General features: G+C 67.0%; 18 protein-coding genes. 3 read left to right on the plus strand and 15 right to left on the minus strand.

Annotation, left to right across the window (positions count from 1 at the left end; translation table 11 throughout):
- Positions 1 to 2: 2 nt before the first annotated feature.
- From ToN1_RS09305 to ToN1_RS09315, 3 genes are read right to left on the minus strand one after another with little or no spacing between them, the layout of a single operon-like run.
- On the minus strand, positions 3 to 1,040 hold the full coding sequence (locus tag ToN1_RS09305) for an efflux RND transporter periplasmic adaptor subunit (RefSeq protein WP_169206188.1): 1,038 nt from the start codon (positions 1,038 to 1,040) through the stop codon (positions 3 to 5).
- Between the two features lie 54 nt (positions 1,041 to 1,094).
- Entirely contained in the window at positions 1,095 to 1,481 is a 387-nt protein-coding gene (locus tag ToN1_RS09310; protein WP_169206189.1) for a sirohydrochlorin chelatase, read from the minus strand.
- Entirely contained in the window at positions 1,478 to 2,299 is an 822-nt protein-coding gene (locus ToN1_RS09315; RefSeq protein WP_169206190.1) for a tRNA threonylcarbamoyladenosine dehydratase, read from the minus strand. The genes ToN1_RS09310 and ToN1_RS09315 overlap by 4 nt, the downstream gene beginning before the upstream one ends.
- Positions 2,300 to 2,328: 29 nt before the next feature.
- Between ToN1_RS09315 and ToN1_RS09320 the strand changes: the two genes are divergently transcribed.
- The gene (locus tag ToN1_RS09320; RefSeq protein ID WP_244861011.1) at positions 2,329 to 3,066 is read left to right on the plus strand and encodes a tetratricopeptide repeat protein; all 738 of its coding nucleotides are present in this window, start codon (positions 2,329 to 2,331) and stop codon (positions 3,064 to 3,066) included.
- 19 nt (positions 3,067 to 3,085) lie between these two features.
- Here ToN1_RS09320 and ToN1_RS09325 read toward each other — a convergent pair whose 3' ends face one another.
- Positions 3,086 to 4,051: an MBL fold metallo-hydrolase gene (locus tag ToN1_RS09325; protein ID WP_169206192.1), complete on the minus strand. Its 966-nt coding sequence runs from the start codon at positions 4,049 to 4,051 to the stop codon at positions 3,086 to 3,088.
- Between the two features lie 115 nt (positions 4,052 to 4,166).
- Here ToN1_RS09325 and ToN1_RS09330 point away from each other — a divergent pair, with 115 nt between their 5' ends.
- On the plus strand, positions 4,167 to 5,333 hold the full coding sequence (locus ToN1_RS09330) for a MalY/PatB family protein (RefSeq protein ID WP_169206193.1): 1,167 nt from the start codon (positions 4,167 to 4,169) through the stop codon (positions 5,331 to 5,333).
- A 9-nt stretch (positions 5,334 to 5,342) separates the two neighbouring features.
- On the opposite strand, the gene ToN1_RS09335 is transcribed toward ToN1_RS09330, so the two are convergent.
- The 11 genes from ToN1_RS09335 to ToN1_RS09380 form a co-directional block, all read right to left on the minus strand.
- Positions 5,343 to 7,388 (minus strand): sigma-54-dependent Fis family transcriptional regulator, encoded by a 2,046-nt coding sequence (locus ToN1_RS09335; RefSeq protein ID WP_210148077.1) that lies wholly within the window; start codon positions 7,386 to 7,388, stop codon positions 5,343 to 5,345.
- 362 nt (positions 7,389 to 7,750) lie between these two features.
- A complete protein-coding gene (locus tag ToN1_RS24735) occupies positions 7,751 to 8,398 on the minus strand; it encodes a CoA transferase subunit B (protein ID WP_169206194.1) in 648 nt (215 codons plus the stop codon).
- Between the two features lie 3 nt (positions 8,399 to 8,401).
- On the minus strand, positions 8,402 to 9,100 hold the full coding sequence (locus ToN1_RS24740) for a CoA transferase subunit A (RefSeq protein ID WP_169206195.1): 699 nt from the start codon (positions 9,098 to 9,100) through the stop codon (positions 8,402 to 8,404).
- Between the two features lie 26 nt (positions 9,101 to 9,126).
- Entirely contained in the window at positions 9,127 to 11,103 is a 1,977-nt protein-coding gene (locus ToN1_RS09345) for an AMP-binding protein (RefSeq protein ID WP_169206196.1), read from the minus strand.
- Positions 11,104 to 11,242: 139 nt separating this feature from the next.
- Positions 11,243 to 12,571 (minus strand): DUF1329 domain-containing protein, encoded by a 1,329-nt coding sequence (locus tag ToN1_RS09350; RefSeq protein WP_169206197.1) that lies wholly within the window; start codon positions 12,569 to 12,571, stop codon positions 11,243 to 11,245.
- A 20-nt stretch (positions 12,572 to 12,591) separates the two neighbouring features.
- The gene (locus ToN1_RS09355) at positions 12,592 to 14,208 is read right to left on the minus strand and encodes a DUF1302 family protein (RefSeq protein ID WP_169206198.1); all 1,617 of its coding nucleotides are present in this window, start codon (positions 14,206 to 14,208) and stop codon (positions 12,592 to 12,594) included.
- An 86-nt stretch (positions 14,209 to 14,294) separates the two neighbouring features.
- Positions 14,295 to 16,670: an efflux RND transporter permease subunit gene (locus ToN1_RS09360; RefSeq protein WP_169206199.1), complete on the minus strand. Its 2,376-nt coding sequence runs from the start codon at positions 16,668 to 16,670 to the stop codon at positions 14,295 to 14,297.
- 10 nt (positions 16,671 to 16,680) lie between these two features.
- Positions 16,681 to 17,700 carry a WD40/YVTN/BNR-like repeat-containing protein gene (locus ToN1_RS09365; RefSeq protein WP_169206200.1) on the minus strand — a complete coding sequence of 340 codons (1,020 nt, stop codon included), beginning with the start codon at positions 17,698 to 17,700 and terminating at the stop codon, positions 16,681 to 16,683.
- A 201-nt stretch (positions 17,701 to 17,901) separates the two neighbouring features.
- Positions 17,902 to 18,408: an acetone carboxylase subunit gamma gene (locus ToN1_RS09370; protein ID WP_169206201.1), complete on the minus strand. Its 507-nt coding sequence runs from the start codon at positions 18,406 to 18,408 to the stop codon at positions 17,902 to 17,904.
- 23 nt (positions 18,409 to 18,431) lie between these two features.
- A complete protein-coding gene (locus ToN1_RS09375; RefSeq protein ID WP_169206202.1) occupies positions 18,432 to 20,756 on the minus strand; it encodes a hydantoinase B/oxoprolinase family protein in 2,325 nt (774 codons plus the stop codon).
- 11 nt (positions 20,757 to 20,767) lie between these two features.
- Positions 20,768 to 22,921, minus strand: a complete 2,154-nt coding sequence (locus ToN1_RS09380; protein WP_169206203.1) for a hydantoinase/oxoprolinase family protein — start codon at positions 22,919 to 22,921, stop codon at positions 20,768 to 20,770.
- 770 nt (positions 22,922 to 23,691) lie between these two features.
- Here ToN1_RS09380 and ToN1_RS09385 point away from each other — a divergent pair.
- A complete protein-coding gene (locus ToN1_RS09385) occupies positions 23,692 to 24,738 on the plus strand; it encodes a hypothetical protein (RefSeq protein WP_169206204.1) in 1,047 nt (348 codons plus the stop codon).
- Positions 24,739 to 24,809: the final 71 nt, after the last annotated feature.

Below are 24,809 nucleotides of genomic sequence, written 5' to 3' on the forward strand. Positions count from 1 at the left end.
CGTCAGCGCGCCGCGCGCGCGGCAATGCCGGCCTGCACCGGATCGAGCGCGACCTCTTCGCCGCCCACGAGCCCAGCGAGCACCTCGACGCTGCCGTCCGCGAGCGGCTCGCCGGCGCGGATCTGGCGCAGCGCGAAGCCACCCTTGCCGTCGGCGACATAGACCCCCGTGAGCTCGCCGCGACGCAGGATCGCGCCGGCCGGGACCGCGATGCGCGGCGCCTCGCCGGTGGCGAAATACACGCGCGCGAAGGTCCCCGGCACCAGCCCTTCGGCGTTCGCGGGCAGGTCCACGCGCACGCGCACGGTGTGCGTGCGCGGATCGGCGGCCGGCAGCACCGTGACACCCGCGGCCTCGAGCCAGCGGCCCGTGTCGGGCAGCTCGACGCGCGCCTTGATCTGCCCGGACGCGAGGCCCGCCAGGCGCTGCTGCGGCACATCGACCACGGCGCGCATCGCGGCGGGGTCGTACACCGTCACGAGCTGGCGGCCCGGCTGGGCCATCTCGCCCTGCTCGACGTGGCGCGCGGCGACCAGCCCCGCGAGCGGCGCGACGATCGTCGTGTAGCCCTGCACCGTCGCGGCCTGGCCGCGGCCTGCGCGCGCCGCGCGCAGCTGGGCCTCGGCCGCATCAAAAGAGGCCTTCGCCTGGTCGAGCGCCGACTGGCTCACGAACTTGCGCTCGACCAGGCTCTTCGTGCGCTCGTAGGCCGCCTTCGCGTTGATCTGGTTGGCCTGCGCCTGCGCGATACCGGCTTCCGCCCCGGCGACGGCCTGGCTCGCCTCGGCCGCGTCGATGCGCAGCAGCACCTGCCCCTTGGCGACACGATCGCCGGCATCGACCTTGAGTTCGACGATGCGGCCGGGCACCTGAGCGGCGAGCGTGGCCTGGCGCACCGCTTCGAGCGTGGCCTCCGCGGGATGGGTCAGACCGACCGACCGCGCCTCGATGCGCTGCGTCGGAACCTGCGCCTGCAAGGGGTTGGCAATGGCCAGCGCAAGCGCGGGCAACACGATCCGGATGATGGAATATCTCGTCATGAATATAAGTTTATTCTTATATTCAGCCGAGTCAAGCGCAGGGGCGGGAAATCCTCAGGCGGCCGATGCCCCGCTGGACGCGAGCGCGTACTCCGCCATCGCGGCGATCACGCCGTCGGCCTCGCCGACCGCCTGCGCGAGCGCGATCTCGCAGCCCACATGACGCTCTCGCGCGGCGCCGATGAGTCGGGGCACGTCGCTCTTCAGATGCCCGCCCTGCGCGATGAACATCGGCACGACGGTGATGTGCCGGACGCCGTCATGAACCAGCGCGGCGATTGCCTCGTCCAGCGTCGGCGTCATGAATTCGAGGAAGGCCAGTTCGACGCGCAGCCCGGGCGCCAGCGTGTGCAGATGGTCGCGCGTGCGCCGCATCGGCCGCGCCCATTCGGGATCGCGGGCGCCGTGCCCGAACAGCACCACCGCATGTGCATTGCTCATGTTTCGCTCTCGACAGTTTCGGAAGTGGCGTCGACCGGCGGCGCGAGCAGACGTTCGATCGCACGCGCGGCCGCGAACATGCCGACCGAAGCCGTCACCGCGACGCTGGAACCGTAGCCCGCGCACGCCAGCCCCTGGGGACCGTGCGGCAGGTCGCACGCGAGGTCGTCGAGGCGCAGCGGCTCGCACGAATACACCGCCTCGATGCCGAAGGGGCGCTTGGGATTGCGCGGGAAGCCATGCTCGCTGCGCAGGCGCTTCCTCACCTTGGCGAGCAGCGGGTCCTGCTCGGTGCGCGACAGGTCGTCGACGCGGATGCGCGACGGGTCGGTCTTGCCGCCGGCCCCGCCGGCGACGATCAGCGGGATGCGCCGCCGGCGGCACACCAGCACGATCGCGACTTTTGCACGCACGTTGTCGATGGCATCGACGACGACATCGAAGCCCTGCAACAGGTCCATCGCATTGTCCGGCGTGACGAAGTCCTCGACCACGTCGACGCACGCACGCGGGTTGATTGCGCGGATGCGCTCGGCCATCGCCAGCACCTTGGCCTGCCCCAGCGTCGGGTCCAGCGCATGGATCTGGCGGTTGATGTTGGACTCGGCGACATGGTCGAGATCGATCAGCGTGATGCGCCCCACCCCGCTGCGCGCCAGGGCTTCGGCGATCCACGAGCCCACGCCCCCCACTCCGATCACGCACGCGTGCGCCGCTTCCAGGCGCGCGGGCGCATCGGCGCCGTACAGGCGGGCGATGCCGCCGAAACGGCGCTCGCGATCGACTTCGACAGGGGATTCGGGACTCTGGCCGGACATGGTAATTACCGTTGCACGCAGAAGCGCGGATGTTACCGCAGCGCAGCCGCGATGAACTCGCCGGCGAGGCGGCGCTCCAACGGGCCAATGGAGGATTCACGATGCGCCATCTGGCATGCCGTACGCTGCTGGCCGCCGGCCTGCTCGGGACCGCGCCCGCCCAAGCCGACAGCACGCCGGCCGCCGCGCTCGCACAAAGCGCGGTGACCGCGTACGAGGCGGGCCACCTCGACGAGGCCGCACGGCTCTTCGATCGCGCCGCACGCGCGGGCAACCGCCTGGCGCAGTTCAACCTCGCGATGATGCTGTTCCGCAAGGAAACGGTGGCGCCGGAACCGGATGCCGCGTGGCGCTGGCTGCGGCGCGCGGCCGGCGCCGGCCTCGCGCAGGCGCAGTACAACTTCGCGCTGCTGTACGACCGCGGCAGCGGGGTACGGACGTCCCTGCCCACTGCGGCCGAGTGGTACCGTCGTGCGGCCGAACAGGGTCACACGGAGGCCCAGGTCAGCCTCGCAACCATGTACTACGTCGGCCACGGCATGCCGCGGGACGCCGCCGCGGCCGCGCGCTGGTACCTCGCCGCAGCCCGCGCAGGGCACGCCGGCGCGCAGTACATCGTGGCCTCGATGTACGAAACGGGCGACGGCGTGTCCGCCGACCTGCGGCAGGCCGAGCACTGGTATGCGCAGGCCGCACTGCAGGGCGACATCGCCGCACAGGCGAAATACGAAGCACTGCAGGCCCGGCCCGGCGACGCCGCACCCTAGCCCCCGGACCGGCTCCCGCTCAGGCCGTGCTCAGTTCGCGCAGCGCGCAGTCGTCGAGCCAGATCCCCAGGCCCTGGGCATTGAGCTCGAGGTCGGTCCGCAGCAGGTTGAAAATTTCCTCCTCCGGCAGCGGCCAGCCATGGCGCTCGGCCTCCTCGCGCACGATCTGCTCCAGCCCGGCGAGGATCTCGACATGACGTGCGACCCCTTCGCCGCGCGCCGCGCGCGCCACGGCGATCTGCGTGTCGATCAGCCGGTGCAGGTCGGCCGCCAGCCGGTCCACGCCGGTCACGCGGCTGTAATGGGTCAGGAACATCGCATCGGGGCGATAGCTCACCAGCCGGTCGATCGACTCGTGCAGGGCATCCGGATCGAACTGCGTCGGCGTCGTCGTCGGGTACACCGAAGGCCGTCCATCGACGTCCAACTCCCGGTACGACAGGCCGAAGGTGTCGCCGGTGAAGAAGGCGCGCGCGGTCTCGTCCCAGATGCAGATGTGATGCTTCGCGTGCCCCGGGGTGTGCAGGATGCGCAGCTTGCGCGTGCCCAGCTCGAGCACCATGTCCTCCTCGGTCGCGACGATGCGCTCGGCCTCGACCGGCGCCAGCCGGCCGTACAGCGCGAAGGCGCGCTCGGCGCCATACACCGCCGAGGTGCCTTCCCACAGCTTCGCCGGATCGACCATGTGGCGCACGCCGCGCGGATGGACGACGAGTTTCGCGTTCGGGAACGCGCACATCAGGCTGCCGGCGCCGCCGGCGTGATCGAGGTGGATGTGCGTCAGAATCACCCACTGCACGTGCTCGGGCGGAATCGCGGCGGCGGCCAGCGCCGCCAGCACGCGCGGCGCCGAGGCATTGGTGCCGGTATCGACGATGGCCGCATGCCCGTCGTGGATGATCAGATGAATGGCCGCAAGGCCGGGGTGGCAGTAGCCGGAGTCCACCGCGAGAATGCCATCGGGGTGGGCCGTCAGGTGTTGCACGATTGTCTTCCTCCAACGCCAGCGGAACGTTTTGTGTAATTGTATCCCTCGCCCGCGGACAATTCCCGCCGGGGTTTCCCCAACCTGCCCATCCGGCCACCAAGGAGCCGCAACCATGAGCCCCGCGTCATTCGATTTCGACCACGTCCCCGACCGCAGCGCCGTCCCCGGCGAGAAATGGGGCCGCTACGCCGGACGCGACGTGCTGCCGCTGTGGGTTGCGGACATGGATTTTCCCGCGCCGCCGCCGGTCATCGACGCGATCCGCGCACGCATTGACCATCGCGTGTTCGGCTACACCGATCCCTGGCCCGGTCTGTCGGACGCTGTCATCGACGGCATCGCCCGCGACCACGACTGGCACATCGAGGCGGACTGGATCGTGTGGCTGCCGGGCGTCGTCACCGGCTTCAACCTGGCGTGCCGTGCGACCGGCGAAGCGGGCGACGAGGTGTTCACCGCGACGCCCGTGTATCCGCCCTTCCTCACCGCGCCGGCAAACAGCGACCGGCGCCTGGTCACGCGAGCGCTCAGGCAGGAAAACGGCCGCTGGGGATGGGACCGCGCGGACGTGGAAAATGCCATCACCGCGCGCACGCGCCTGCTGATGCTGTGCAACCCGCACAACCCGGTCGGCCGCGTGTTCGACCGCGACGAGCTCGAATGGCTCGCCGGCCTCGCGGAGCGGCACGACCTGGTGATCTGCTCCGACGAGATCCACTGCGGCCTGGTCCTCGACCCGGCCACGCCGCACATCCCGATCGCCGCGCTCGACGCATCGACCGCCCGGCGCACGATCACGCTGATGGCGCCGTCCAAGACCTGGAACATCCCCGCGCTTTACTGCGCACTGGCGATCATCCCCGACCCCGTGCTGCGTCGGCGCTTCCGCCACGAGATGCGCGGCGTGGTCCCGCACAACAACCTGCTCGGCCTCGTCGCCGCCGAGGCGGCGTACCGCGACGGGGGCCCGTGGCGCGCCGCCCTGCTCGACTACCTGCGCGGCAACCTCGACCTCGTGATGGACGCCGTCGCTGCAATGCCGGGACTGACGACCACGCGACCGGAGGCAACCTACCTCGCGTGGATCGACTGCCGCGGCAGCGGTCTGGAGAACCCCATGCGCTTCTTCGAGGACGCCGGCGTGGGCCTGTCCGACGGCGCCCCTTTCGGCATGCCCGGCTTCGTGCGCCTGAACTTCGGTTGCCCGCGCGCGCTGCTCGACGAAGCGCTGCACCGCATGCTGCGCGCGCTGCATGCCCGCCACGCGGCCCGGGCCTAGCCGCGCTGCTCAGCCCGCGCGCACCCGCCCGATATCGCGCTCCAGTCCGTACAGCTTCACCTTCTGGTACAGCGTGCTCTTGGCGATGGCGAGCTCGCGTGCGGCGCGCGTGAGGTTGCCGTGGGTGGCGGCGATCGCGCGGCGGATGAGCTCCGCCTCGCCTTCCGCGATGCTGCCGACCGGCACGTTCGTCGCGAGTGCGCCAAGAGCGGTCGCGACCGGCGCGCTGACGGCGGGATCGGCGATGCCGAGCAACTCCGGCGGCAGCGCGTCGATGCCGACGCTCTCGCTCTCGCTCATCAGCAACACACTCTCGACGACGTTTCTCAGCTCGCGCACGTTGCCCGGCCAACTGTAACTCTCGAGCTGGGCGAGCAGCGCCTCGTCGAGACGGCGCGGCCCGAGTTCATGCTGCTTCGAGAAGCGTTCGACGAAGTGCCGGGCGAGCTCGCGCACGTCGCCGGTGCGATCGCGCAGCGGCGGGATGCGGATCGAGGTCACCGCGACGCGGTAGAAGAAGTCCATGCGGAAGCGGCCGTCGGCGACTTCCTGGCGCAGGTCGCGGTGGGTCGCGGCGATGAGGCGGAAGCTGACCTTGCGCGGCACGTTCTCGCCCAGGCGGTAGATCTCGCTCTGCTCGAGCACGCGCAGCAGGTGCGGCTGCAGGTCGAGCGGCATCTCGCCGATCTCGTCGAGGAACAGCGTGCCGCCGTTGGCAGCCTCGATCTTGCCCACCATGCCGCCGCGGCGCGCGCCGGTGAAGGCGCCATCGACATAGCCGAAGAGCTCGCTGGCGAGGAGCTCACGCGACAGGCCGCCGCAGTTGAGCGCGACGTAGGGACCGTCGCGGAAGGGGCTGGCCTTGTGCAGGCCCTGGGCGAATTCCTCCTTCCCGACCCCCGTTTCGCCCAGCAGCAGCACGGGAACCTTGGAGCGCGCGAGCTGGTCTGCCTTGCGCACGGCCTCGCGCAGCGCCGGGTCGCGCGTGATGATGGAGGTGAAGCCGGAGGGCATGTCGTTCGCCGCCACTGCCGGCTCGCTGACGAGGCGACGCACGCCTTCCCCGGAAATCGCGCGCCCGAGGCGCGGCAGGGGCAATACCAGCAGTGTGCCCAGGCGCTGCCCCTGAGCCCCGTACACCGGCTCCAGCCAGTCGGCACGCAGCCAGGCAGGCAAGGCCTGCGTATGTACAAACTCGCCGTTCTCGCCGATCGCCAGCGCGGTGACACGACGCGGCGCGGACAGGTCGAGGTCGGCGCCCAGCGTGGTCATCGCCGCCTGCGCGATCTCGTTCGCCCGCACCGGGTAGCCCCGGCGGTCGAACAGCACGAGGCCGTCGGTGCCGTTGGACCAGCGCTGCAGCGAGGCTTCGAGGAGGCGGTAACGGCGCTCCATCTCGCGCATCGCGATCTTGTTCTCGATGCGGCTGGCGGTCGTGACGACCAGCGCGAGGCTCTGCCGGCTGTAGCTCTCGGAAAGACCCGAGACGTCGACGACGCCGATGATCTCGCCGTCGTGCGGATGCCGGATGACCGTGGCCGAACAGGTCCAGCGCTTGATGCCGGCACAGTAGTGTTCGGCCGAGTGGATCTGCACCGGTTCCCCGACCGCCAGCGCCGTGCCGATCGCGTTCGTGCCGCAGACCCGTTCGCTCCAGGAGACGCCCGGCAACAAATGGATGCTCTCGGCAGTCCCGATGGTCGGATTGTCGCCCTCCATCGTCAGGATCGTGCAGCTCGTGTCGGCCAGCGCCATCACGGTGCCGGTCTCCGCGAGGAAATCGCGCGCATAGGCCATGATCGGGGCACTGGCCTGCAGCAGTTCGCCGTGGTGCTCCTTCAGGGACTCGAGTGCGGATTCCCCGACCGGTGGCGGCGCGCTGCGTTTGTCGGGGTCGACGTTGTGCTGCTGGCAGCGCTGCCAGGAACGATCGACAAGCGCGCGCAATGAATCGGACGGACGGCTTTCACCATCGAGAAAGCGTTCCCACGCGGCCATCACCGCCGCATCACTACCCGGGTCGGAAAACATCGGCCCTTCGGGCACCCGTGTCATCTAGTCTCTCCTCCTTCGACGCTGTTCGCTGCGAGCCGCGTCGTGCGCGGCCGGTTGGACGGTGTCCTGTAAGTTCTGCTCGCGAAAGCGTTGTGTGTGTGTGTTTTGCGGTGCGAAAGATCTCCGGCAAGAATGCGCGTGCAACAAATGCTCGCGCCTACAAAGCATAGCAAAGCGGATGCCAGAAACAGTGTTTGCTTAAGTTCTTTTTCATCCGCCGGGCGGAACGCAAACATGGGGGATTTCAGCCATCCCCGACGCGACTCCTGCTCGCGCGGAGGCATTCCTGTAGCCGTGACCGTCCGATTTCCGGACGATTTCGTCCGGGCGGCGTCCGGAAATCGGACGGTCGTCCGGACGGCTCAGCCGGATACGAGTTCGCCCGACTCGATCGGCGCGCCCGTGCAGGCGATGACGTCGGCGACGTCGACGCCCGGCGCTGTCTCGACGAGGCGCAATCCGTCCGGCGTGACGTCGAGCACGCACAGGTCGGTGATGATGCGGTTGACGACGCCGACGCCGGTGAGCGGCAACTCGCAGCGGCGCAGGATCTTCGGCGCGCCATCCTTGCTGCAGTGTTCCATCATCACGATCACGCGACGCACGCCGGCGACGAGGTCCATCGCGCCGCCCATGCCCTTCACGAGTTTGCCGGGAATCATCCAGTTGGCGAGGTCGCCATGCTCGCTGACCTGCATCGCGCCGAGGATCGCGAGGTCGATGTGGCCGCCGCGGATCATCGCGAAGGAGTCCGCGCTGCTGAAGATGCTGCTGCCAGCGAGCGTCGTGACGGTCTGCTTGCCGGCGTTGATGAGGTCGGCGTCGACCTCGGCTTCGGTCGGGAAGGGGCCGATGCCCAGGAGGCCGTTTTCCGATTGCAGCCACACATTCATGCCCGGGGGGATGTGGTTGGCGACCAGGGTCGGCATGCCGATGCCGAGGTTCACGTAGAAGCCGTCCTGCAGTTCCTGCGCGGCGCGGCGGGCCATCTCATTGCGTGTCCAGGCCATGGTTCACTCCTGCCGTGTGGTGCGTTGTTCGATGTGCTTCGCCGGGCGCGGATTGACGACGATGCGCTGGACGAAGACGCCGGGGGTATGAATGTGGTCGGGGTCGAGGGTGCCGGTTTCGACGAGTTCCTCGACTTCGGCGACGGTGACACGGCCGGCCGTCGCGACGACCGGGTTGAAGTTGCGCGCGGTCTTGCGATAGACGAGGTTGCCCGCGCGATCGGCCTTCCACGCCTTGACGAGGGCGATGTCGGCGGTGAGCGAGCGCTCCAGCAGGTAGCGCTTGCCGTCGATGTCGCGTTCCTCCTTGCCTTCGGCGACGAGCGTGCCAACGCCGGTGCGGGTGTAGAAGGCCGGGATGCCGGCACCGCCCGCGCGCAGCTTCTCGGCGAGAGTGCCCTGCGGCGTGAGCTCCACCTCGAGCTCGCCGGAGAGCAGCTGACGCTCGAACTCGGCGTTCTCGCCGACGTAGGACGCGACCATCTTGCGGATCTGGCGCGTGCCGAGCAGCAGGCCGAGGCCGATGCCGTCGACGCCGGCGTTGTTGCTGATGACCGTCAGGTCCTTCGCCTTCGAGTCGCGCAGGCCGTGGATCAGCATCTCGGGGATGCCGCACAGTCCGAAGCCGCCGACCGCGACGGTCTGTCCGTCGCGCACGACGTCGGCCAAGGCGGTGGCCGCGTCCGCAAATACCTTGCTCATGATGTCCTCCTCTTGATAGTCATGTCTCATGCCTGCACTGCAGCGGAGGCCTCGCGCAGGGCGCGTCCGAGTGCCCCCACCGCGTCGATCGCCCCGGGGTTCTCGATCGACGACAGGTCGCCGAGTCCCGTGCCGAGATAGGCGCCGCGCATCACGCGCCGCACCGTCTTGCCGTTGCGCGTCTTGGGGATCGCCTCGACGCGGTGCACGCGTGCCGGACGCAGCGGCTTGCCGAGCTGGCGGCCGACGTGTTCGATGAGTTGGGCCTCCAGCTCCGGCCAAGGGCGGGCGCAATCCGCGACCGTGACGAAGCACACCACCGCCTCGCCCTTGATCTCGTCGGGCACGCCGACCGCGACGGCCTCGACGACGAGCGGATGCGACACCAGCGCCGATTCGAAGTCGGCGGGGCCGACGCGCTTGCCGGCGACCTTGATGGTGTCGTCGCTGCGCCCGTGCACGAACCAGTGGCCGTCCTCATCCACGCGCGCCCAGTCGCCATGGACCCACACGTCCGGCCACACCGACCAGTACGCCTCGCGATAGCGCGCGGGGTCGTGCCAGAAGCCGTTGGTCATGCCCGGCCACGGCGCGCGGATCGCGAGTTCGCCGACGCTGCCGCGCAAGGAACGACCGTCCGCATCCATCACGTCGGCCGCCACGCCCGGGATCGGTCCGTTGAACGAACCCGGCTTCTGCGGCAGGCCGGGGAAGCCGGCGAGGATGCCGCCGCCGATCTCGGTGCCGCCCGAGTAGTTGATGATGGGGCGGCGCGCGCGACCGACCTGCTCGAACAGCCACAGCCACGGCGCCTCGTTCCACGCCTCGCCGGTCGAGCCGAAGACGCGCAGGCGCTCGATCGCGGCCGGCTCCGGCACGCTGCCCTCTTTCGCCATCAGCAGGCGCACGAGTGTCGGCGACAGGCCGAAGTGCGTGACGCCGTGGCGCTCGACCACCTGCCACAGGCGGCCCGCGTCGGGGTAGTCGGGCGTGCCTTCGTAAAAGACGAGGGTCGCGCCGAGCATCAGGCCGCCATAGACCATCCACGGCCCCATCAGCCAGCCCATGTCGGTGACCCACATCAGCGTGTCGTCGGCCCGCAGGTCGAAAGCCATCATCAGGTCCTGCGCGGCCTTCACCGGGAATCCGGCGTGCGTGTGCACGACGCCCTTGGGCTTGCCCGTCGTGCCGGAAGTGTAGATCAGCATCAGCGTCTGGTCGGCGGGAAAGGCCGTCAGCGGGCAGGTCGACACCGACACGGGCAGGCGGCGGTAGTCGAACTCGATGCAGTCGCCCGACGCCTCGCCCTCCTGCGCGCGGAGCCCCGTACCGAGGCGGTCGACGATCACCAGGTGACGCAGCGACGGGCACTCGCGCACCGCGGCGCGGGCGTCGGCCAGCATGTCGACGCGCTTGCCGCGACGGTAGTAGCCGTTCGCACACACCAGCAGCCGCGCATCGCAGTCCTGCACGCGCTGCGCCACCGAGTCCGCGCCATAGCCGGAGAAGAACGGAATGAAGATCGCGCCGATGCGGGTCGCCGCGAGCATCATGACGGCCGCTTCGGGGATCATCGGCAGGTAGAGCGCGATGCGGTCGCCCTCGCCCACGCCGAGCGCGCGCAGGCCCGCCGCGACGCGCTCGACCTCGGCCGCGAGTTCCGCATAGCTGATCGTGCGCAGTTCCCCACGGTCGCCCTCCCAGCGGATCGCGATCTTCGTCGGCGTCGCGCGGGCATGCCTGCCGACGAGGTTGTCGACGAGGTCCAGCCGCCCGCCGACGAACCACTTGGGCCACATGACGCCGCCTGAAAGGTCGAGCGTCTGCCGGTAAGGCGTCACCCAGCGCAGATCGATCGCGTCGAGCACCTGGTCCCAGAAGCGTCGAGGGTCCCGGGCGGCGCGCTCGCGCAACGCGTCGAGGTCGCGGTCGCCGTGGCGCGCGATGAACTGCGCCAGCTGCGTCGTGCGCCATTCGCAGCCTGTGGCCTGGTATGTCTGCATGTCGAAGTGCTCCCTTGTCCTGATCGCCACCGCCCGCTTCGCCGGCCCCGCCCCCGCGAGAAAAATGTCCGCCCCGAAGTTGGGCTGGGGCGGACCAAGGGGGAGACTGCGGTACCGGCGCGGGCGGCGGAAGGCGGCCTCAGCGGCTGCCCGCCCCGGTCGCGACCTCCTCCAGGACGTTCAGCGACACGTCGGTGTCCTTCACGCCTTTCGGGTTCGATTTCATGTTCGACGACCAGTTGGTCGCGTGGCCGCGCTTGACGTCGATGATGTGGCCGACCACCGGCATGACCGCCTTGTAGCCGTCGTCACCGGTGTCGGGCCGGTTCTGGAAGATGAACATCTTCCAGAACTCGCCCTTGCGGTCGAGCGCGTAGCCCAGGTAGGGCCGCGGGAAATCGACCTCGATGTAGGCGACCTTCTTGCTGTACGGGTGCTCGGCCGGCGGCGTGCCTTCGACGACATACACCTCGCGCGGCTCCCATTCGACGTCCTTGGCGGGGTTGGCGAACGGCGGCTCGGCCATGTTGATGCGCGGGAAGCGCTTCTGCGGTTCGCTCCACGGCTGAGCGGTGTCGACGCTGATCTCGGGGCTGTGCGCGATCGCCAGCACCCAGCGCTTCTCGACCAGCTTGTTCTGCGTGTACTTGGTCGGCCACGCGTCCCAGATGTCCCAGTCGTCGTAGAGCTGGTCGGTGCCGCCGATCGGGTCCATCCACGCACCGCCGGAGAGCCGCCGCGTGCGGCGCACGGACTTCAGGTAGGCGTAGGAATCGTCCGGCTTGGCCGAGTCGGGCTGGTTGTAGCGCACCGAGAAGGTCCCCAGGCCGCGGATGTCCTGCGGGTAGTGCGCGACGAAGTAGGTCTTCTGCGAGATGTCGCCGTCGCCGACCGAGATCGGCCCGCCATCGAGCCGCCCTTCCATGTAGTAGCGCCGCGACTGGAAGGCCTGCACGCGCTCGTAGCCCTTCTTGGCATCGAGGAACACCCACGCGATGTCGCGCAGGTCCATCGTCGCGCCGTAGGTCGCGGCGCGCAGGTTCCAGATCACCTTGTCGCCCGCGTGCGGGTCGTCCATCTTGATCGTCTCAGGCGGGAACGGCATGCCGGCCTTCCAGCCGCTGATCGTGCGGTCGGCCGGGTTGAACTTGACCTCCTTCGACCACTTCTTCGTCGCCTCGACGTACTTCGGGTCCATCTCGATCTTCTTCGAGTTCGCGATCTTGATCGTGAGGCCGTAGTTCGTGATCATCCACTCGAGCTTCTCGGGGATCATGCTGGCGATGGTCTTGCCCTCGAAGGTGTCGTTCTTGACGCTCGCGAGGTTTTCCTTGGTGATGATGAAGCCGGGTTCGAGCACCTTGGCGTTCGCGCCATGGGCGGCGAACAGGAGCATCAGGCCGAGGGTGCCGCCGGTCGCGAGTTGCCGCACCGAGGAACGGGCGGCGGGTCGGAGTTGCTTGTACATGGTGTGTCTCCTCTCTTTTTTCAGAACTGCCGGGTCAAGCGGAAAACGAGCTGGCTGGCGTTGTCGAAGTAGCCGAAGAGCTGCGAGCGCTGGCCGCTGAAGGCCACCTTGTTCGAGCGGTTACCGCTCCAGAAGATGTCCGCCTCGACGCGCGCGAGCCATTCGTCGTTGAGCGTCAGCGACAGGCTGGGGATGGCGAAACCGCCGCCGTGGCTGAGGTCGAAGCCGATCGCGAAGCCCGGGTTGATGGTGTCGTTGCGGTAGTTCAGCGTCGTGAAGGCGGTCAGGATGGTGTTGTGCTCGGTGAGCGGCGTGCCGTACGCGAACAGGCGCACGAGGTCGTCCGACTCCTTGAAGTTCAGCACCTGCGTATCGAAGAGCTGGATCGACGAGAACGAGGGCCGCGACGTGCCGAAGATGCCCTGCAGGTCGAGGTCCTTGTCGATGCGCAGCATCGTCGTCAGCGTGTCCTTCAACTTCACGCCGCCCAGGCCGATGCCGACATTTCCGGGCACGACCGGGTCGAGGAAGGCGCCGGTGCCGATGTTGTAGGGCTGGTCCTTGGTGTAGGCCATCTCGGCGCTGAGCACGGCATCGAGTGTCGCGCTGTAGCCGCTCACGGTCATGCCGTAGACGTCGATCTGCGGGTGGATGCGGTCGAACACCGCGCCCTCGGGCGCCTTCTTGTACGGCTTGAAGGCCGAGTTCGCGACCGGGTCTGCCGAGAAGGTCGTGAGCCACGCGAAGGAGTAGTTCAGGCCGAAGGCTTCGCCCGACCAGCGCACCCCGCCGGTAACGTCGCGGTAGTCGCCCGACGGGTGGTCACAGTCCTTGTCGGTGACCGCCGTGAGGTCGAAGCCGCGATAGGGCTGGAAGAACCAGCGCCCGCCCTGGATATCGTAGGTGTTGCCGATGTCCTGGCAGCGGTCGACGCCGGGGCGGATGTAGGCCGCCAGCATGCCGTCGGCCTCGGGGACGCGGATCTTGGTCGAGATCAGCGTCAGCGGCTTGCGCCATTCCTCGTTCTCGCCCTCGAAGAACAGGCGCCACGACAGGTCGTAGCCATGCACGAGGTCCATCGCGTGGAAGAAGTCCGACTCGCCCCACACCAACTGCTGCTTGCCGGCCTTGACGGTGACGCGCTCGCCGAGCGGAATCTCGGCCCAGAACTCGCGGATCTCGCCGCGGTTGTAGTTGTCGAGGATGCTGTTCGCGTGGCCGCCCTGGTCCGTGCCGTTGGTCTCACGCAGGCGCTCGAGGTCCTTCAAGTAGTCGGTCTTGTACTCACGATCGACGCGGCCGATCGCCTTCCACTTCACCGCCCCGGTCCTCGCATCCGCGTCGAGCAGCAGCGAGCCGCGCACCATCGACAGTTTGCCCTTGCTCTTCTCGCCGATCGCCTTGAGTTCCGGCTGATCCTCCAGGTTCACCGACACCCAGCCGCGCGCATAGCCCGACAGGTTGAAGCTGAAGTCGTCCGCGGCCCAGGACGGGGTTGTCCCGCCGTCCCCGGGCAGCGCGGCGAGGAGGTGGCTTTCACCACCGTCCGCCCGCGCGGGGCCGCTCGCCAGCGCGGCCAAAGTCGCTGTCACCGCCAGCGCCGACGCCCTGGTCTTTCTTACTCCCTTGCTCCTCATCTCCTCACTCCTTTTCGTTTTGTCACTGCTCTGAAGGGGTCATGGACGGACGCGGCGTGCATCGCCACCGCGTCCGCGGGGGTGGTTCAGCCGACCAGCACGGGGGCGGCCTGCTCGATGGGATGGCGCTTGCTCCCGACGATGAATTCCGGACGGAAGACATAGACGAGGGCCGGCATGATGAAGAGCGCGCTGAAGGCCGAGATGAACAGCCACAACGCGATCAGCACGCCCATGTCGGCCTGCAGGCGCAGCGACGAGAAGTGCCACAGCACGACGCTGGTGATCAGCGTCATCGCCGTGATCAGCACGCCCTTGCCCGGTCCCGTCAGCGCATTGACGATCGCGCGCTCGACGTTGTGCGATCGGTGCAGGTTCTCGCGGATGCCATCGACGATGTAGAAGGTGTAATCGACGCCCAGGCCGATGCCCAGCGCCACCACCGGCAGGGTGTTGATGTTCATGCCGATGCCCTGCCACGCCATGTAGCTGAAGGTGATGGTGTTCGACAGCAGCACCGGGATCATGAAGAACACGCCGGCGACCGTGGAGCGATAGGTGACCGTGCAGCACACCACCAGCACCAGCAGCGCCAGCGCGATGGCTTCGATCTGCCCGGCGAGGATCACCTCGTTCACCGCCGCCAGCACGCCGACCAGACCGCCCGCCAGCAGGTACTCGGCGTCCTTGATCGGGTGCTGGGCGACGTAGTCGCGCACGCGCGCCACCGCGGTGCGGATCGTCTCGCCCTGGTGGTCACGGAAGAACAGCGTCACGGCACCGTTCTTCGCGTCGGCATCGGCGTAGCGGTCCATGTCGCCCGGATCGGAGCCGGACACGAACATATACATCAGCTCGCTGTTCTCGTCGGCGCTCTTGCCCAGCTCCTGGTACATCGGGTTGCCCTCGCGCAGCACCCGGTTCACCTGCGGCAGGATGTCGGCGAGCGAGATGCTGCCGCCGACCTCGGGCTGGGCCTCCATGTACTTCTGGAAGCGCGTCATGCTGGAGAGCACCTCGGGCTCGCGCAGCGCCCCCGGCTCCTTGCCCGCCACCACCACGAACATGCGGTCCGAACCCTGGAACTGGCGGTTGATCTGCGCCGCGTCGCGGTTGTAGCTGGAGTCCGGCCACAGGATCGGCGAGCCGGGATTGGCGTCGCCGACCTTGAGATTGAACGCGTACAGGCCGGAGAGCACGAACACCGCGCCCGCCATGCCGAGCACCGCATAGCGCCAGCGCGTCGTAACGATGGCCGAGCAGATCCCAAGGATGCGCATCAGCAGCGGATTGATGTTCACCGGGTGGATGAAGCGCTGATGCGAGCCGAACCACGACAGCATCACCGGCGTGAGGACCAGCGCGCTGACCGCGATCGTCAGCACCCACACCGTGCCGATGAAGGAGATCTTCTGCAGGAGCGGGATCGGCGTCAGCGCGACGACCAGCACGCAGCCCGCGTCCGCGACGATCGCGAGCATGCTCGGCTTGAACAGGTTGCGCGCGCTCGCCCTCGCCGCAGCCGCGGCGCTCGGCGTGCCCTGGCGCGTCTCGTCGTCGAAGCGCGCAATGAGCTGCACCGAGTTGGAGATCGCCTGTGCGGTGATCAGGAAGGCCACGACGACCACCAGCGGATCGAGGTGAAATCCCATCAGACGCGCCGCGCCCAGGGCCCACACCGCGCTCACCAGGCCCGCGAGCAGCGGCAGCACCGTGCCGTGCCAGGTGCGCGTGATCAGGCACAACAGCACGACCAGCGCCGCAACCGCGATGAAGAAGATCGTCAGCGTCTCGTGCAGGTAATGGTTCACCCAGCCGTAGAGCACCGGCTCGCCGACGATGCGCGCTTCGACGCCGTCCCCGCGCGCTTCCTCCACCAGCTTCATCAACTGGTTGAACGCGCGCGTGTAGTCCATGTTGCCGTCGCTGAAGTCGACCGTGACGAGCGTCGCCTTCAGGTCGGTCGACACATAAGGCCCATAAACCAGCGGGTTGTTGAGCACCGAGGCCTTCAGTGCCGCCAGTTCCGCCTCACCCTGCGGCAGGTCGGGCCACATCAGCGGGCGCGATTCGACCCCCTCGGTCGAGGCGCGCACCTCCTTGATCTTCTTCGACGCGAGCGAAATGATCTGGTAGGTGTCGACGCCCTCGACCTGCTGCAGATCGACGGTGAGCTTCTGCACCTTGCCCAGCACCACGGGGTTGAAGATGTCGCCCTGCTCCGTCTCCAGCATGATGCTGACCATGTTCGAGCCGCCGAAGGTCTGCTTGAAGCGCTGGTTCACCTCCACGTAGGGATGGTTGCGCGGCAGCAGATCGCTGAAGACGGTCTTCACCTCGATCCGGCTCGCCTGCCAGCCCATCGCCAACGTCACGAGCGCAACCGCGGCGACGACCAGCGTGCGGAAGCGGATGAGAAAGGCGAAGGCCGCGTCGACCTTGCCGAAAGTCGTGTTCTTCATCCTCGTCCCCTCACATGCGCTTGTGGCCGGCGACGCTCAGCGCGCCGTCGTCGAGCACGGCGAGATTGCTGCCGGCGAGGAAGTAGCGCGCGCCGGAGCGGGCCACGGCGGTACGCCACGACACGTCGCCTTCCGCGACGCGGCCGAGCTGCCACTGCCCGGCATCGGCCTGGGCGGTGGCCATCACGCCCTTGTCGCCGACCGCCAGCCAGCGCCCCTCGTCCCACATCACGCTATAGAGGTGCTCGCGCGTGAAGGCCGGCACCTGCTGCCACGAGGCACCGCCGTCGGCCGTCACGAGCAGCGCACCCGTCAGGCCCACGGCGACCCCGTGCTCGGCATCGCGGAAGGCGACGCTCATCAGGCTGACCTTGTTCGGCGTCGCGACCGATTCCCACGTCGCGCCGCCGTCGGTGCTTTTCATCAGCGCGCCGAACTCGCCCACCAGCCAGCCGGCGTCGCCGACGAAGGCGATGTCGTTCCAGGCGCGGTCCTCCTCCGGCAGCACGCGCGTCCAGCTCGCGCCGCGGTCGGCCGAGCGCAGCAGCGCGCCGAATTCGCCGACGGCCCAGGCCGCACCGTTGGCTATGCGCACGCGGAAGAGCTTGTTCGGATTGCTGCTCGCGGGAATCTCGGCGCGACTCCAGATGTGTCCGCCATCGGCGGTCACGACGACCACGCCGTCGTTGCCGACCGCGATCGCCGCCTGCTCGTCCCAGGCCGCGATGCCCTGCAGATTGACCTCGGTGCCGGAAGGCTGGCGCACCCACGACTGACCGCCGTCCTCGCTGCGCACGATCTTGCCGCCGGAGCCGACGGCCCACACGACCCGCTCGTCGGGCGCCGCGACGGCATAGAAGCTGTCGCGCCGCTCGATCGCCGGCGGCTCGACCTTCTGCACCACCGCCTCCGCCTTCACGAACAGCCCGGCGTACAGCAGCCCGCCGACGATCACCAGCGGTGCGGACGACGTCATCAACGTGACGACGCCGCGGGCGCCGCCTCCATATTTTCTCAATCGACGCAGCATCACTCTCTCCTCCACGCCGCTGATCGGCGCGTGACTTTCGTTTTTTTGCGTAGCCGGGGCCCTGCAGGGCTCGCGCCCCGCATGGGTGTCAGTGAATTCGGAAGATTTCGGGGCCTGCCCGGCCCCGGGTGCCCCGGCCGGCACCTCCGCAAGGGAGGCACCGGCCCGCAGGCGCCGGGCCTACCGCCCGGCCAGGACGGCTCAGGCCGCTTTTTCAGGGACCGGCAGACCCACCCACTCCTTGTAGAACGCCTCGATGTCCGGCTCGAAGTCGTGAATCACCGGGTACCATGGGGTCGGCGCCTCGACGTCGTGCATCGTCCCGCAGGTCGGGCAGTAGTACTCGCGGTACACCTGCCACTGGGTATCCGGCGCCATCAGCTTGGGATACACCTCGGTCATCGCCTCCTCGGTGTCGCGCACGTAGATCGCCGCCTTCAGCTTCCAGTTCTCGCGGTAATCGCCGAAGTCGTGGCCGCAATCGCACATCGTGACCCACTGCTTGGTCTTCGCGTCCTGCACGATGTAGAGGTGGGGCCCCAGCGGCAGGACGATCTTGTGGGGGAACGTGACCTTGTCCTGCAGCGCCTTCAGGTACTGCTCGAAGCGGCTGTTGTCCTTGGGCATCGACAGCATGCGGAAGGTGGTTTCCCAGTCGAGCGAGCCTTCGACGAGGTGGGCGACCTGCTCATTGGTGTAGGTAGACATTTTCCAACTCCTCGATTCGGTGATTACTCTTCGACCTGGACGACGGTCGTGACGTCGGGCAGCAGCGACAGGTCCATGCGGTGCTTGGCGCCGTAGGACGGCACGCCCAGCTCGGACTCCAGCAGCTGCCAGTCGGCCGGCAGGTTCCAGAAGGCCTTGAACTCGTTCGTGAATTTCTCGGACAGCGCGAAGCTGGTCGCGAACATGTGCTGCACCTGCACCGCGGCATGCTTACTCACGATGCGTTCGCGCTCTTCCTTCATCCACTCGCGGGTCGGCAGCGCACGGGCGAGCCGCTCCTTGCGCATCTCCGCACGACGGGCAGCGGTCTTCGCGGGATCCACCGTGAACACGCCCTTCGCGTCCTGCGTGAAGACCGCCCCATAGACCTTCTGCGCGTACTCCGGCAGCAGGAACTTCTGGTTCAGGTCGTTCTCGATCGCCTTCGGCTCGCGATCGATCGGATCCCCGAAGCCGGGGCCGCCGCGCAGGTAGTTCAGGTACAGGTCGTGGTTGTCGTAGCAGTCCTCGGTCGTCATGCACTGCTTGTCGCGCTTGACCACGGCCGTCGCGTCGATGTGGCGCTCGTAGTCCGGACGCGTCGGGTCGAGGTCGCCGCCCAGCGGCAGCGAGTCGCCGATCGCGATGCGTTGCTCCAGGCCGGTCTTGTGCGCCTCGAAGCGATAGCCGGTCGCCGACGGGTAGCCCCCCATCATTCCCCAGTCGCTGTTCATGTAGCCGTTGCCCATGAAGAACATCGTCCAGTCCTGGGCATTCCACACCATGCGCAGCGTCTCGAAACCGCAACCACCGCGGTACTTGCCGTAGCCGCCGGAGTTGGCCTTGACGTTGCGGCCCAGATACAGGAGCGGCTCGGCCATCTCCCAGATCTCGATGTCGCCCATGTCGCCTTCCGGGTTCCAGATCGCGGCGGCGTGGTTGAGGCCGTCCTTGACCGCGCAGGCGCCGGTGCCGCAGCTCGATGCTTCGAAGCTATTCACCGCGTGGATCTCGCCGTCCTGGTTGATACCGCCGCCCTGCAGCCAGTTGGAGGTGTTGGCGTTGCCGGCGTTGACCTCCTCCAGGTAGCCGCGGCTGAAGTAGGACTGGCTCAAACCGCGCCACAGCGCCGCCCAGCCGGAGACCAGGAAGTGCCAGGCGTAGGCGTGGCCGGTACGGCGGTCGTCCGGGTTGCACCACGTGCCCTTCGGCAGCTTGAACTCGGTTGCGAAGTAGGCACCGTCGTTGATGCGCTGGGTGGGCACCAGGGTCTGCGACATCATCACCCAGATGCCCGACGTGAAGGCCACCTGGTGCGCGTTGAAGGTATGCCAGCCCCAACGGCTCGCCCCCTCGAAGTCGAGCCGCCACTTGCCGTCCGGGCGGATCGTCATCTCGACCGGCGAGTGCATGATCGAGTCGAGCTTGGCGAAGGCGTTCGACACCTGCACGTCCTCGTGCTTGTACGGCACATCGACGAAGGACACCTTGCGGTACTTGCCCGGCAGCGTCATCGCCTTGACGCGGCTCATCAGCCCGCGGCGGCCTTCCTCGATGACTTCGAAGCCGAACTTCTCATAGGCCTCGAGGCCGTCGGCGCGGATCACCTCCTCGACCAGCTCGCGGATCATGTGGCAGCCGGCGATCCGGGTCTTCTCGTCGAGGATCCAGTACTTGGGCGTGCGCACCGAGCGCTGCGACTCGTGCAGCCAGTCGCGCAGCGGCTCGTCGTTGATGCCGGTCTTGCGGCAGGTGATCATGTAGCCGTCGCCGAAGCGCTGCGTCTGGCCGGTGGACATCGAGCCCGGGGTCACCGAGCCGGTGTCGATGACGTGGGTGACGCCGCCGACCCAGCCGATCAGCTTGCCTTCCCAGAAGATCGGCACGATGGTCGCGATGTCGCACGGGTGGACGTTGCCGATCGCGCAGTCGTTGGTCGTGAACATGTCGCCGGGATTGATGCCGGGGTTGCCTTCCCAGTTGTTCTCGATCATGTACTTGATCGCCGCGCCCATCGTCCCGACGTGGATGATGATCCCGGTCGAGGTCAGGATGCAGTCGCCGGCGGCGTTATAGAGCGTGAAACACAGCTCGCCTTCCTGCTCGACGATCGGGCTGGCGGCGATCTTCTTCGCGGTCTCGCGGGCATGCACGAGGCCGCCGCGCAGCTTGGAGAACAGCTTCTCGTAGCCGATCGGATCGCTGTCCCGGAATTCGAGCTTCTCGATGCCGTTGTAGTAACCGCTGGTCTTGGTGCGCTCGATGATGCCGTCGCGGAACTGCTTTAGCGTCTGGCCGTTCTTCAGCAGGTCGGCGAAGCCGAGTTCCTTGTTTGTCATCATGTTCATGGCAGGTCTCCTCACTTCACTTCTTTGAGATGGAACAGGCGGTGCTTGTCGACCGTCGTCTCGAAGCCGTCGGGCACGACGAAGGTCGTGGCGTCCGATTCGATGATCGCGGGTCCAACGATGTGGTTGCCGGCCTTGAGCGATTCCATCTTCCACAGCGCAGCCTCGACCCACCGCTTGTGCCGGTAGAACGGACGGGTGCCGAGATAGGCTTCCTTCGGCGGCGTCGGGCCGGCGTCCGGGTCTTCCGGCAGCACCGGTTTCTGCGTCACCACCATGCCGCGCAGGATCGCGCCGGTGATCGAGAAGCCCAGCTCCGGCGAACGCGCCGAGTTGGCATAGACGCGGCCGTAGGTGTTCTCGAAGGCCTCGATGATCTGGTTCCAGTCACCCGCCGTCGCCGCGGTGGACACCGGGGAGACGATCTCGAGATCGTTCAGCTGGCCCATGTACTGCATCTTGTAGCCGGGGATCAGCAGCACGTCTTCCGGCTTGTAGCCGTTGATCACGAACTCGTCGATGACCTTCACCGCCAGCTCTTCCCAGGCTTCCTGAAGGCTGGCGCAGGCCGCGGCCTTCTCCGCATCGCTGGCAAACTGCGCGACGCCGAGATCGACCGACTTGTCATAGCGATACTCGAAGTCCGCGCACGCGCAACCGAAGGCCGAGAAACCCGCCGCCCACGCAGGCACGACCACGTCCTTGAAGCCCACGCCCTCCGTGTAGCCGTAGGTATGCACCGGCCCGGCGCCGCCGTACGAGAAGCACGTAAACTCCGCCGGGTTGTAGCCCTTGGCACTGATGTTGGCACGCAGATACTCGGACAGCGTCAGGTCCAGCAGCTCGATCACGCCGGCCGCCGCGTCCTCCACCGACAGCCCCAGCGGATCGGCGATCTGCGCCTTGATGTGGTCGCGGGCGCGCTGCACGTCCAGCTTGATCGCGCCGCCGAGGAAGTTGTCCGGGTTCAGGTAGCCCAGCACGACGTGGCAGTCGGACACCGACACCGTGTCCAGTCCGCTTTCCGGCCAGCAGGTGCCAACACGGTAGCCGGCGCTGTCGGGGCCCAGCTTGATCGACTTGCTGTACGGGTCGAGGCGCACGAAGCTGCCCGCGCCCGCACCCACCGAGTCCATCGCCACCAGCGGCAGCGACAGCACCAGGCGCGCCATGTCCGGATCCGACTTGATCGCGAAGCTGCCCTTGGTGATCAGCGCCACGTCGAACGAAGTGCCGCCGATGTCCGAGCACGCGATGTTCTCGTCACCGAGGTACTCGCCCAGCAGCTTCGAGCCGATCACGCCGCCGATCGGACCGGAGACAATGGTGCGCGCGAGCTCCTTCGCCTTCCATGAGATCGTGCCGCCGTGCGTCGCCATCACGCGCAGGTCGAACTTCGCGCCGTGCTTCTTGAAGCGGTCGCTGACCTTCTTCAGCGTCTGGCGCGAGGGCTCGGCGCCATAGGCTTCCAAGATGGTCGTGTTCATGCGGTGGCTTTCCTTGCGCGAAGGGTAGTAGTCCACCGACGCGAACACCGGGATGTCCACCTTGAGCCTCTTCAGCTCGTCCTTGACGACGTCGCGCGCCTGCTGCTCGCTCGCCTCGTTCTTGTGCGACTGCAGCAGGCAGATCACGACCGCCTGCGACCCGGCTTCGACCAGTTCGCGGGTGGCCTGGCGCACCTCGTCCTCGCGCAGCGGGATCACGATCTTGCCCTGCACGTCGGTCCGCTCGGTCACGCCGCGGGTCCGCGACACCGGCACCAGCGGCTCGTCGTAACGGTGGGTGTTGAGGTGGATGCGGTCCTCGAGCGCATAGCCGAGGTAGCTCTGCAGCGCGCGCCCCATCGAGTGAATCTGCTCGAAGCCGCGGTTGCAGATCAGGCCCACGTCGAGGCCCTTGCGCATCAGGATGCGGTTCAGCATCGCGGTGCCGGAATACACGCAGGTGACGAGCTCGGGATACACGTCGTCGACCTCGCGGCCCCAGTGGGCCAGCGCGTCCTGCGACGAGTTGAAGATCGCCAGCGATTCGTCCCCGGGGTTGCTCTGAGCCTTGCCGACGACGAAACGACCGTCGGCGCGCACGAAGAAGGTATCGGTCATCGTGCCGCCGGCATCGATGCCCATCACCTGTACTTGTGATGCTGCCTGTTGGACTTCCATGTTTGTCTCCATCATCTCCTGGATTGTCGAGTCGCCGATGCTGCCGGCCCCCGCGAGTCCTGTTGCAGCGGACGTGCCAGATTCCGGCCGCTGCGATGCAACAGGGCGATGCGCTCGGAAATGAGGGAGAAACGGCGCGCACCTCGTGCGCCGCAACACGAAACGGCACGCGGGACGTACGACCAGAAACTGGATGTCCGTCCGGAAGTCGAACGGACGCACCGGTCACCGGTCAGGGCGTCCGGACGATACGAAACAGGAGAAAAGGGAAGCGGCGGAAACCGTCCGTGTCAGCACGGGCGGCATGACGGCTTCGCCTGGGCGCGGAGCCGGGCAGAGCACGCAGCCCCGCGTGCCGTTCGGAACGGCACAAACGAAAAATGCGAAGCCGCCGGGCTTCGCATTCGTTGTTTACAACCGGAAGAAATTCGTCTTCAAAACGGTTATGCCTACAAAAACTTGTTGTTAGTCAGCTCGATGTGAGTGAGTAAGCCATTTTTGATTGCAGCGACACGATATTATTGTTGGTACTCGTTGCGAAGGATGTGGTTTTCACTGCATATGAGCCCTGCTGGACAGCATTTGTGGGTAGCGTTAGACCGACTCAACGATAGATACCTCTGCCAGGAAACACTCCAACGGGAGGTCCAACGCGACCTTGCGATTGGCCCCCACTTCGGCCGAAGAATGGGGTCACGAACCGCAGTCCGGGTATCATGCCTACGGCACATTTTCCGGGGAACACCGCGGTGAAAACGACTCCACACACAATGGCCGCATTGGTAGCCGTGGTCGGCCTTTGTATGACCGTCCCCCCAGCAGCTTCGCAACCGGCCGCTTCCGTTGGCCAGCCTGCTGTGCAGCCTTCTGCGCAGCCAACGCCGAACCAGGAGGTGAGCCCGCTAACCCGGCACGTATTCGACTCGGCAAACCAAGCTATCAGCGTCACCGAGAAGACAGCGAACCAGACGCTAGCAGTCGCGCAGACGGCAATCAAAGCGGCTGAAACCACCATGAATGAGGTGCGGAGTTCGCAGACGTCCCTGCTTTCCTTCCTAGGCGCCTTCGTGGGGATTCTCACGGCACTGGGCGCCTATCTGGGCTTCAAGACATTGCCCGATTTCGCCAAGGCGCATATTGAGAAGGAACTTAATCCAAAACTCAAGGAGCTCGACGAACGCTTACGACAGCTCGGCAATGTCGACACCAAACACGATGCCACCTTGGCAGCACAGCGGATTAAGCTCGAAACCCTGCAGCGGGAGTTTGAGGCAGTTCGCGCCGAAGGACAGCGCGAAATTGAAAAATTTAAGGACAGCGCAGCGAAGAGCATCCGCGCTTTGGGCCAAGGAGCCTTTGGCGACTATCTAGGAATTCGCGCCAGCCTCCTTGACGCTCACACCGATGAGGCGAAGGCAATGTGGCGAGACTCGGCAGACTGGCTCTCGGAGGCAGTCAAGAATGCCTCCGCTTTGGAAGATGAGTCCATGCAGTCTTGGCTTTGGTTAAACCTGGCTTATTCGCAAAAGCGAAGCGAACAACCAACGGCTGCACTAGCTAGCGCAGAAGCGGCCTGCGGGCTCGGAAAGCCGTCTGCAACGGCCCTATACAACACCGCCTGCTATGCTGCCCTCTGCGCAGATAAGCCGAAGCTACTCTCCTACCTACAACGAGCGTTGGAACTCGAACCGTCTATTTCCGTCACTCTGCGCCCAAACGCAGAGCACAACGTGCAAGGTGAACACGACTTGCGGGCCTATTGGGAGGACCCTGACCTCGACAGGCTTGCGGAGCGCTTCAGCCACGCGGGGGTGTAGGTTTTCTATCCATTGCTACCTCCATGATTTTGTAACCTAGCTAGCGGAGACGCGTCTAGGTTTCTTCAGTG

Source organism: Aromatoleum petrolei, from assembly GCF_017894385.1.
Classification (GTDB): Bacteria; Pseudomonadota; Gammaproteobacteria; order Burkholderiales; family Rhodocyclaceae; genus Aromatoleum; species Aromatoleum petrolei.

Coding starts and splice junctions, on each gene's coding strand:
- ToN1_RS09355 (WP_169206198.1), bottom strand. CDS start 14,208: ATGAGGAGCAAGGGAGTAAGAAAGACCAGGGCGTCGGCGCTGGCGGTG.
- ToN1_RS09385 (WP_169206204.1), top strand. CDS start 23,692: ATGGCCGCATTGGTAGCCGTGGTCGGCCTTTGTATGACCGTCCCCCCA.
- ToN1_RS09375 (WP_169206202.1), bottom strand. CDS start 20,756: ATGAACATGATGACAAACAAGGAACTCGGCTTCGCCGACCTGCTGAAG.
- ToN1_RS24740 (WP_169206195.1), bottom strand. CDS start 9,100: ATGAGCAAGGTATTTGCGGACGCGGCCACCGCCTTGGCCGACGTCGTG.
- ToN1_RS24735 (WP_169206194.1), bottom strand. CDS start 8,398: ATGGCCTGGACACGCAATGAGATGGCCCGCCGCGCCGCGCAGGAACTG.
- ToN1_RS09305 (WP_169206188.1), bottom strand. CDS start 1,040: ATGACGAGATATTCCATCATCCGGATCGTGTTGCCCGCGCTTGCGCTG.
- ToN1_RS09365 (WP_169206200.1), bottom strand. CDS start 17,700: ATGCTGCGTCGATTGAGAAAATATGGAGGCGGCGCCCGCGGCGTCGTC.
- ToN1_RS09360 (WP_169206199.1), bottom strand. CDS start 16,670: ATGAAGAACACGACTTTCGGCAAGGTCGACGCGGCCTTCGCCTTTCTC.
- ToN1_RS09350 (WP_169206197.1), bottom strand. CDS start 12,571: ATGTACAAGCAACTCCGACCCGCCGCCCGTTCCTCGGTGCGGCAACTC.
- ToN1_RS09310 (WP_169206189.1), bottom strand. CDS start 1,481: ATGAGCAATGCACATGCGGTGGTGCTGTTCGGGCACGGCGCCCGCGAT.
- ToN1_RS09370 (WP_169206201.1), bottom strand. CDS start 18,408: ATGTCTACCTACACCAATGAGCAGGTCGCCCACCTCGTCGAAGGCTCG.
- ToN1_RS09330 (WP_169206193.1), top strand. CDS start 4,167: ATGAGCCCCGCGTCATTCGATTTCGACCACGTCCCCGACCGCAGCGCC.
- ToN1_RS09345 (WP_169206196.1), bottom strand. CDS start 11,103: ATGCAGACATACCAGGCCACAGGCTGCGAATGGCGCACGACGCAGCTG.
- ToN1_RS09315 (WP_169206190.1), bottom strand. CDS start 2,299: ATGTCCGGCCAGAGTCCCGAATCCCCTGTCGAAGTCGATCGCGAGCGC.
- ToN1_RS09320 (WP_244861011.1), top strand. CDS start 2,329: ATGTTACCGCAGCGCAGCCGCGATGAACTCGCCGGCGAGGCGGCGCTC.
- ToN1_RS09380 (WP_169206203.1), bottom strand. CDS start 22,921: ATGGAAGTCCAACAGGCAGCATCACAAGTACAGGTGATGGGCATCGAT.
- ToN1_RS09335 (WP_210148077.1), bottom strand. CDS start 7,388: ATGACACGGGTGCCCGAAGGGCCGATGTTTTCCGACCCGGGTAGTGAT.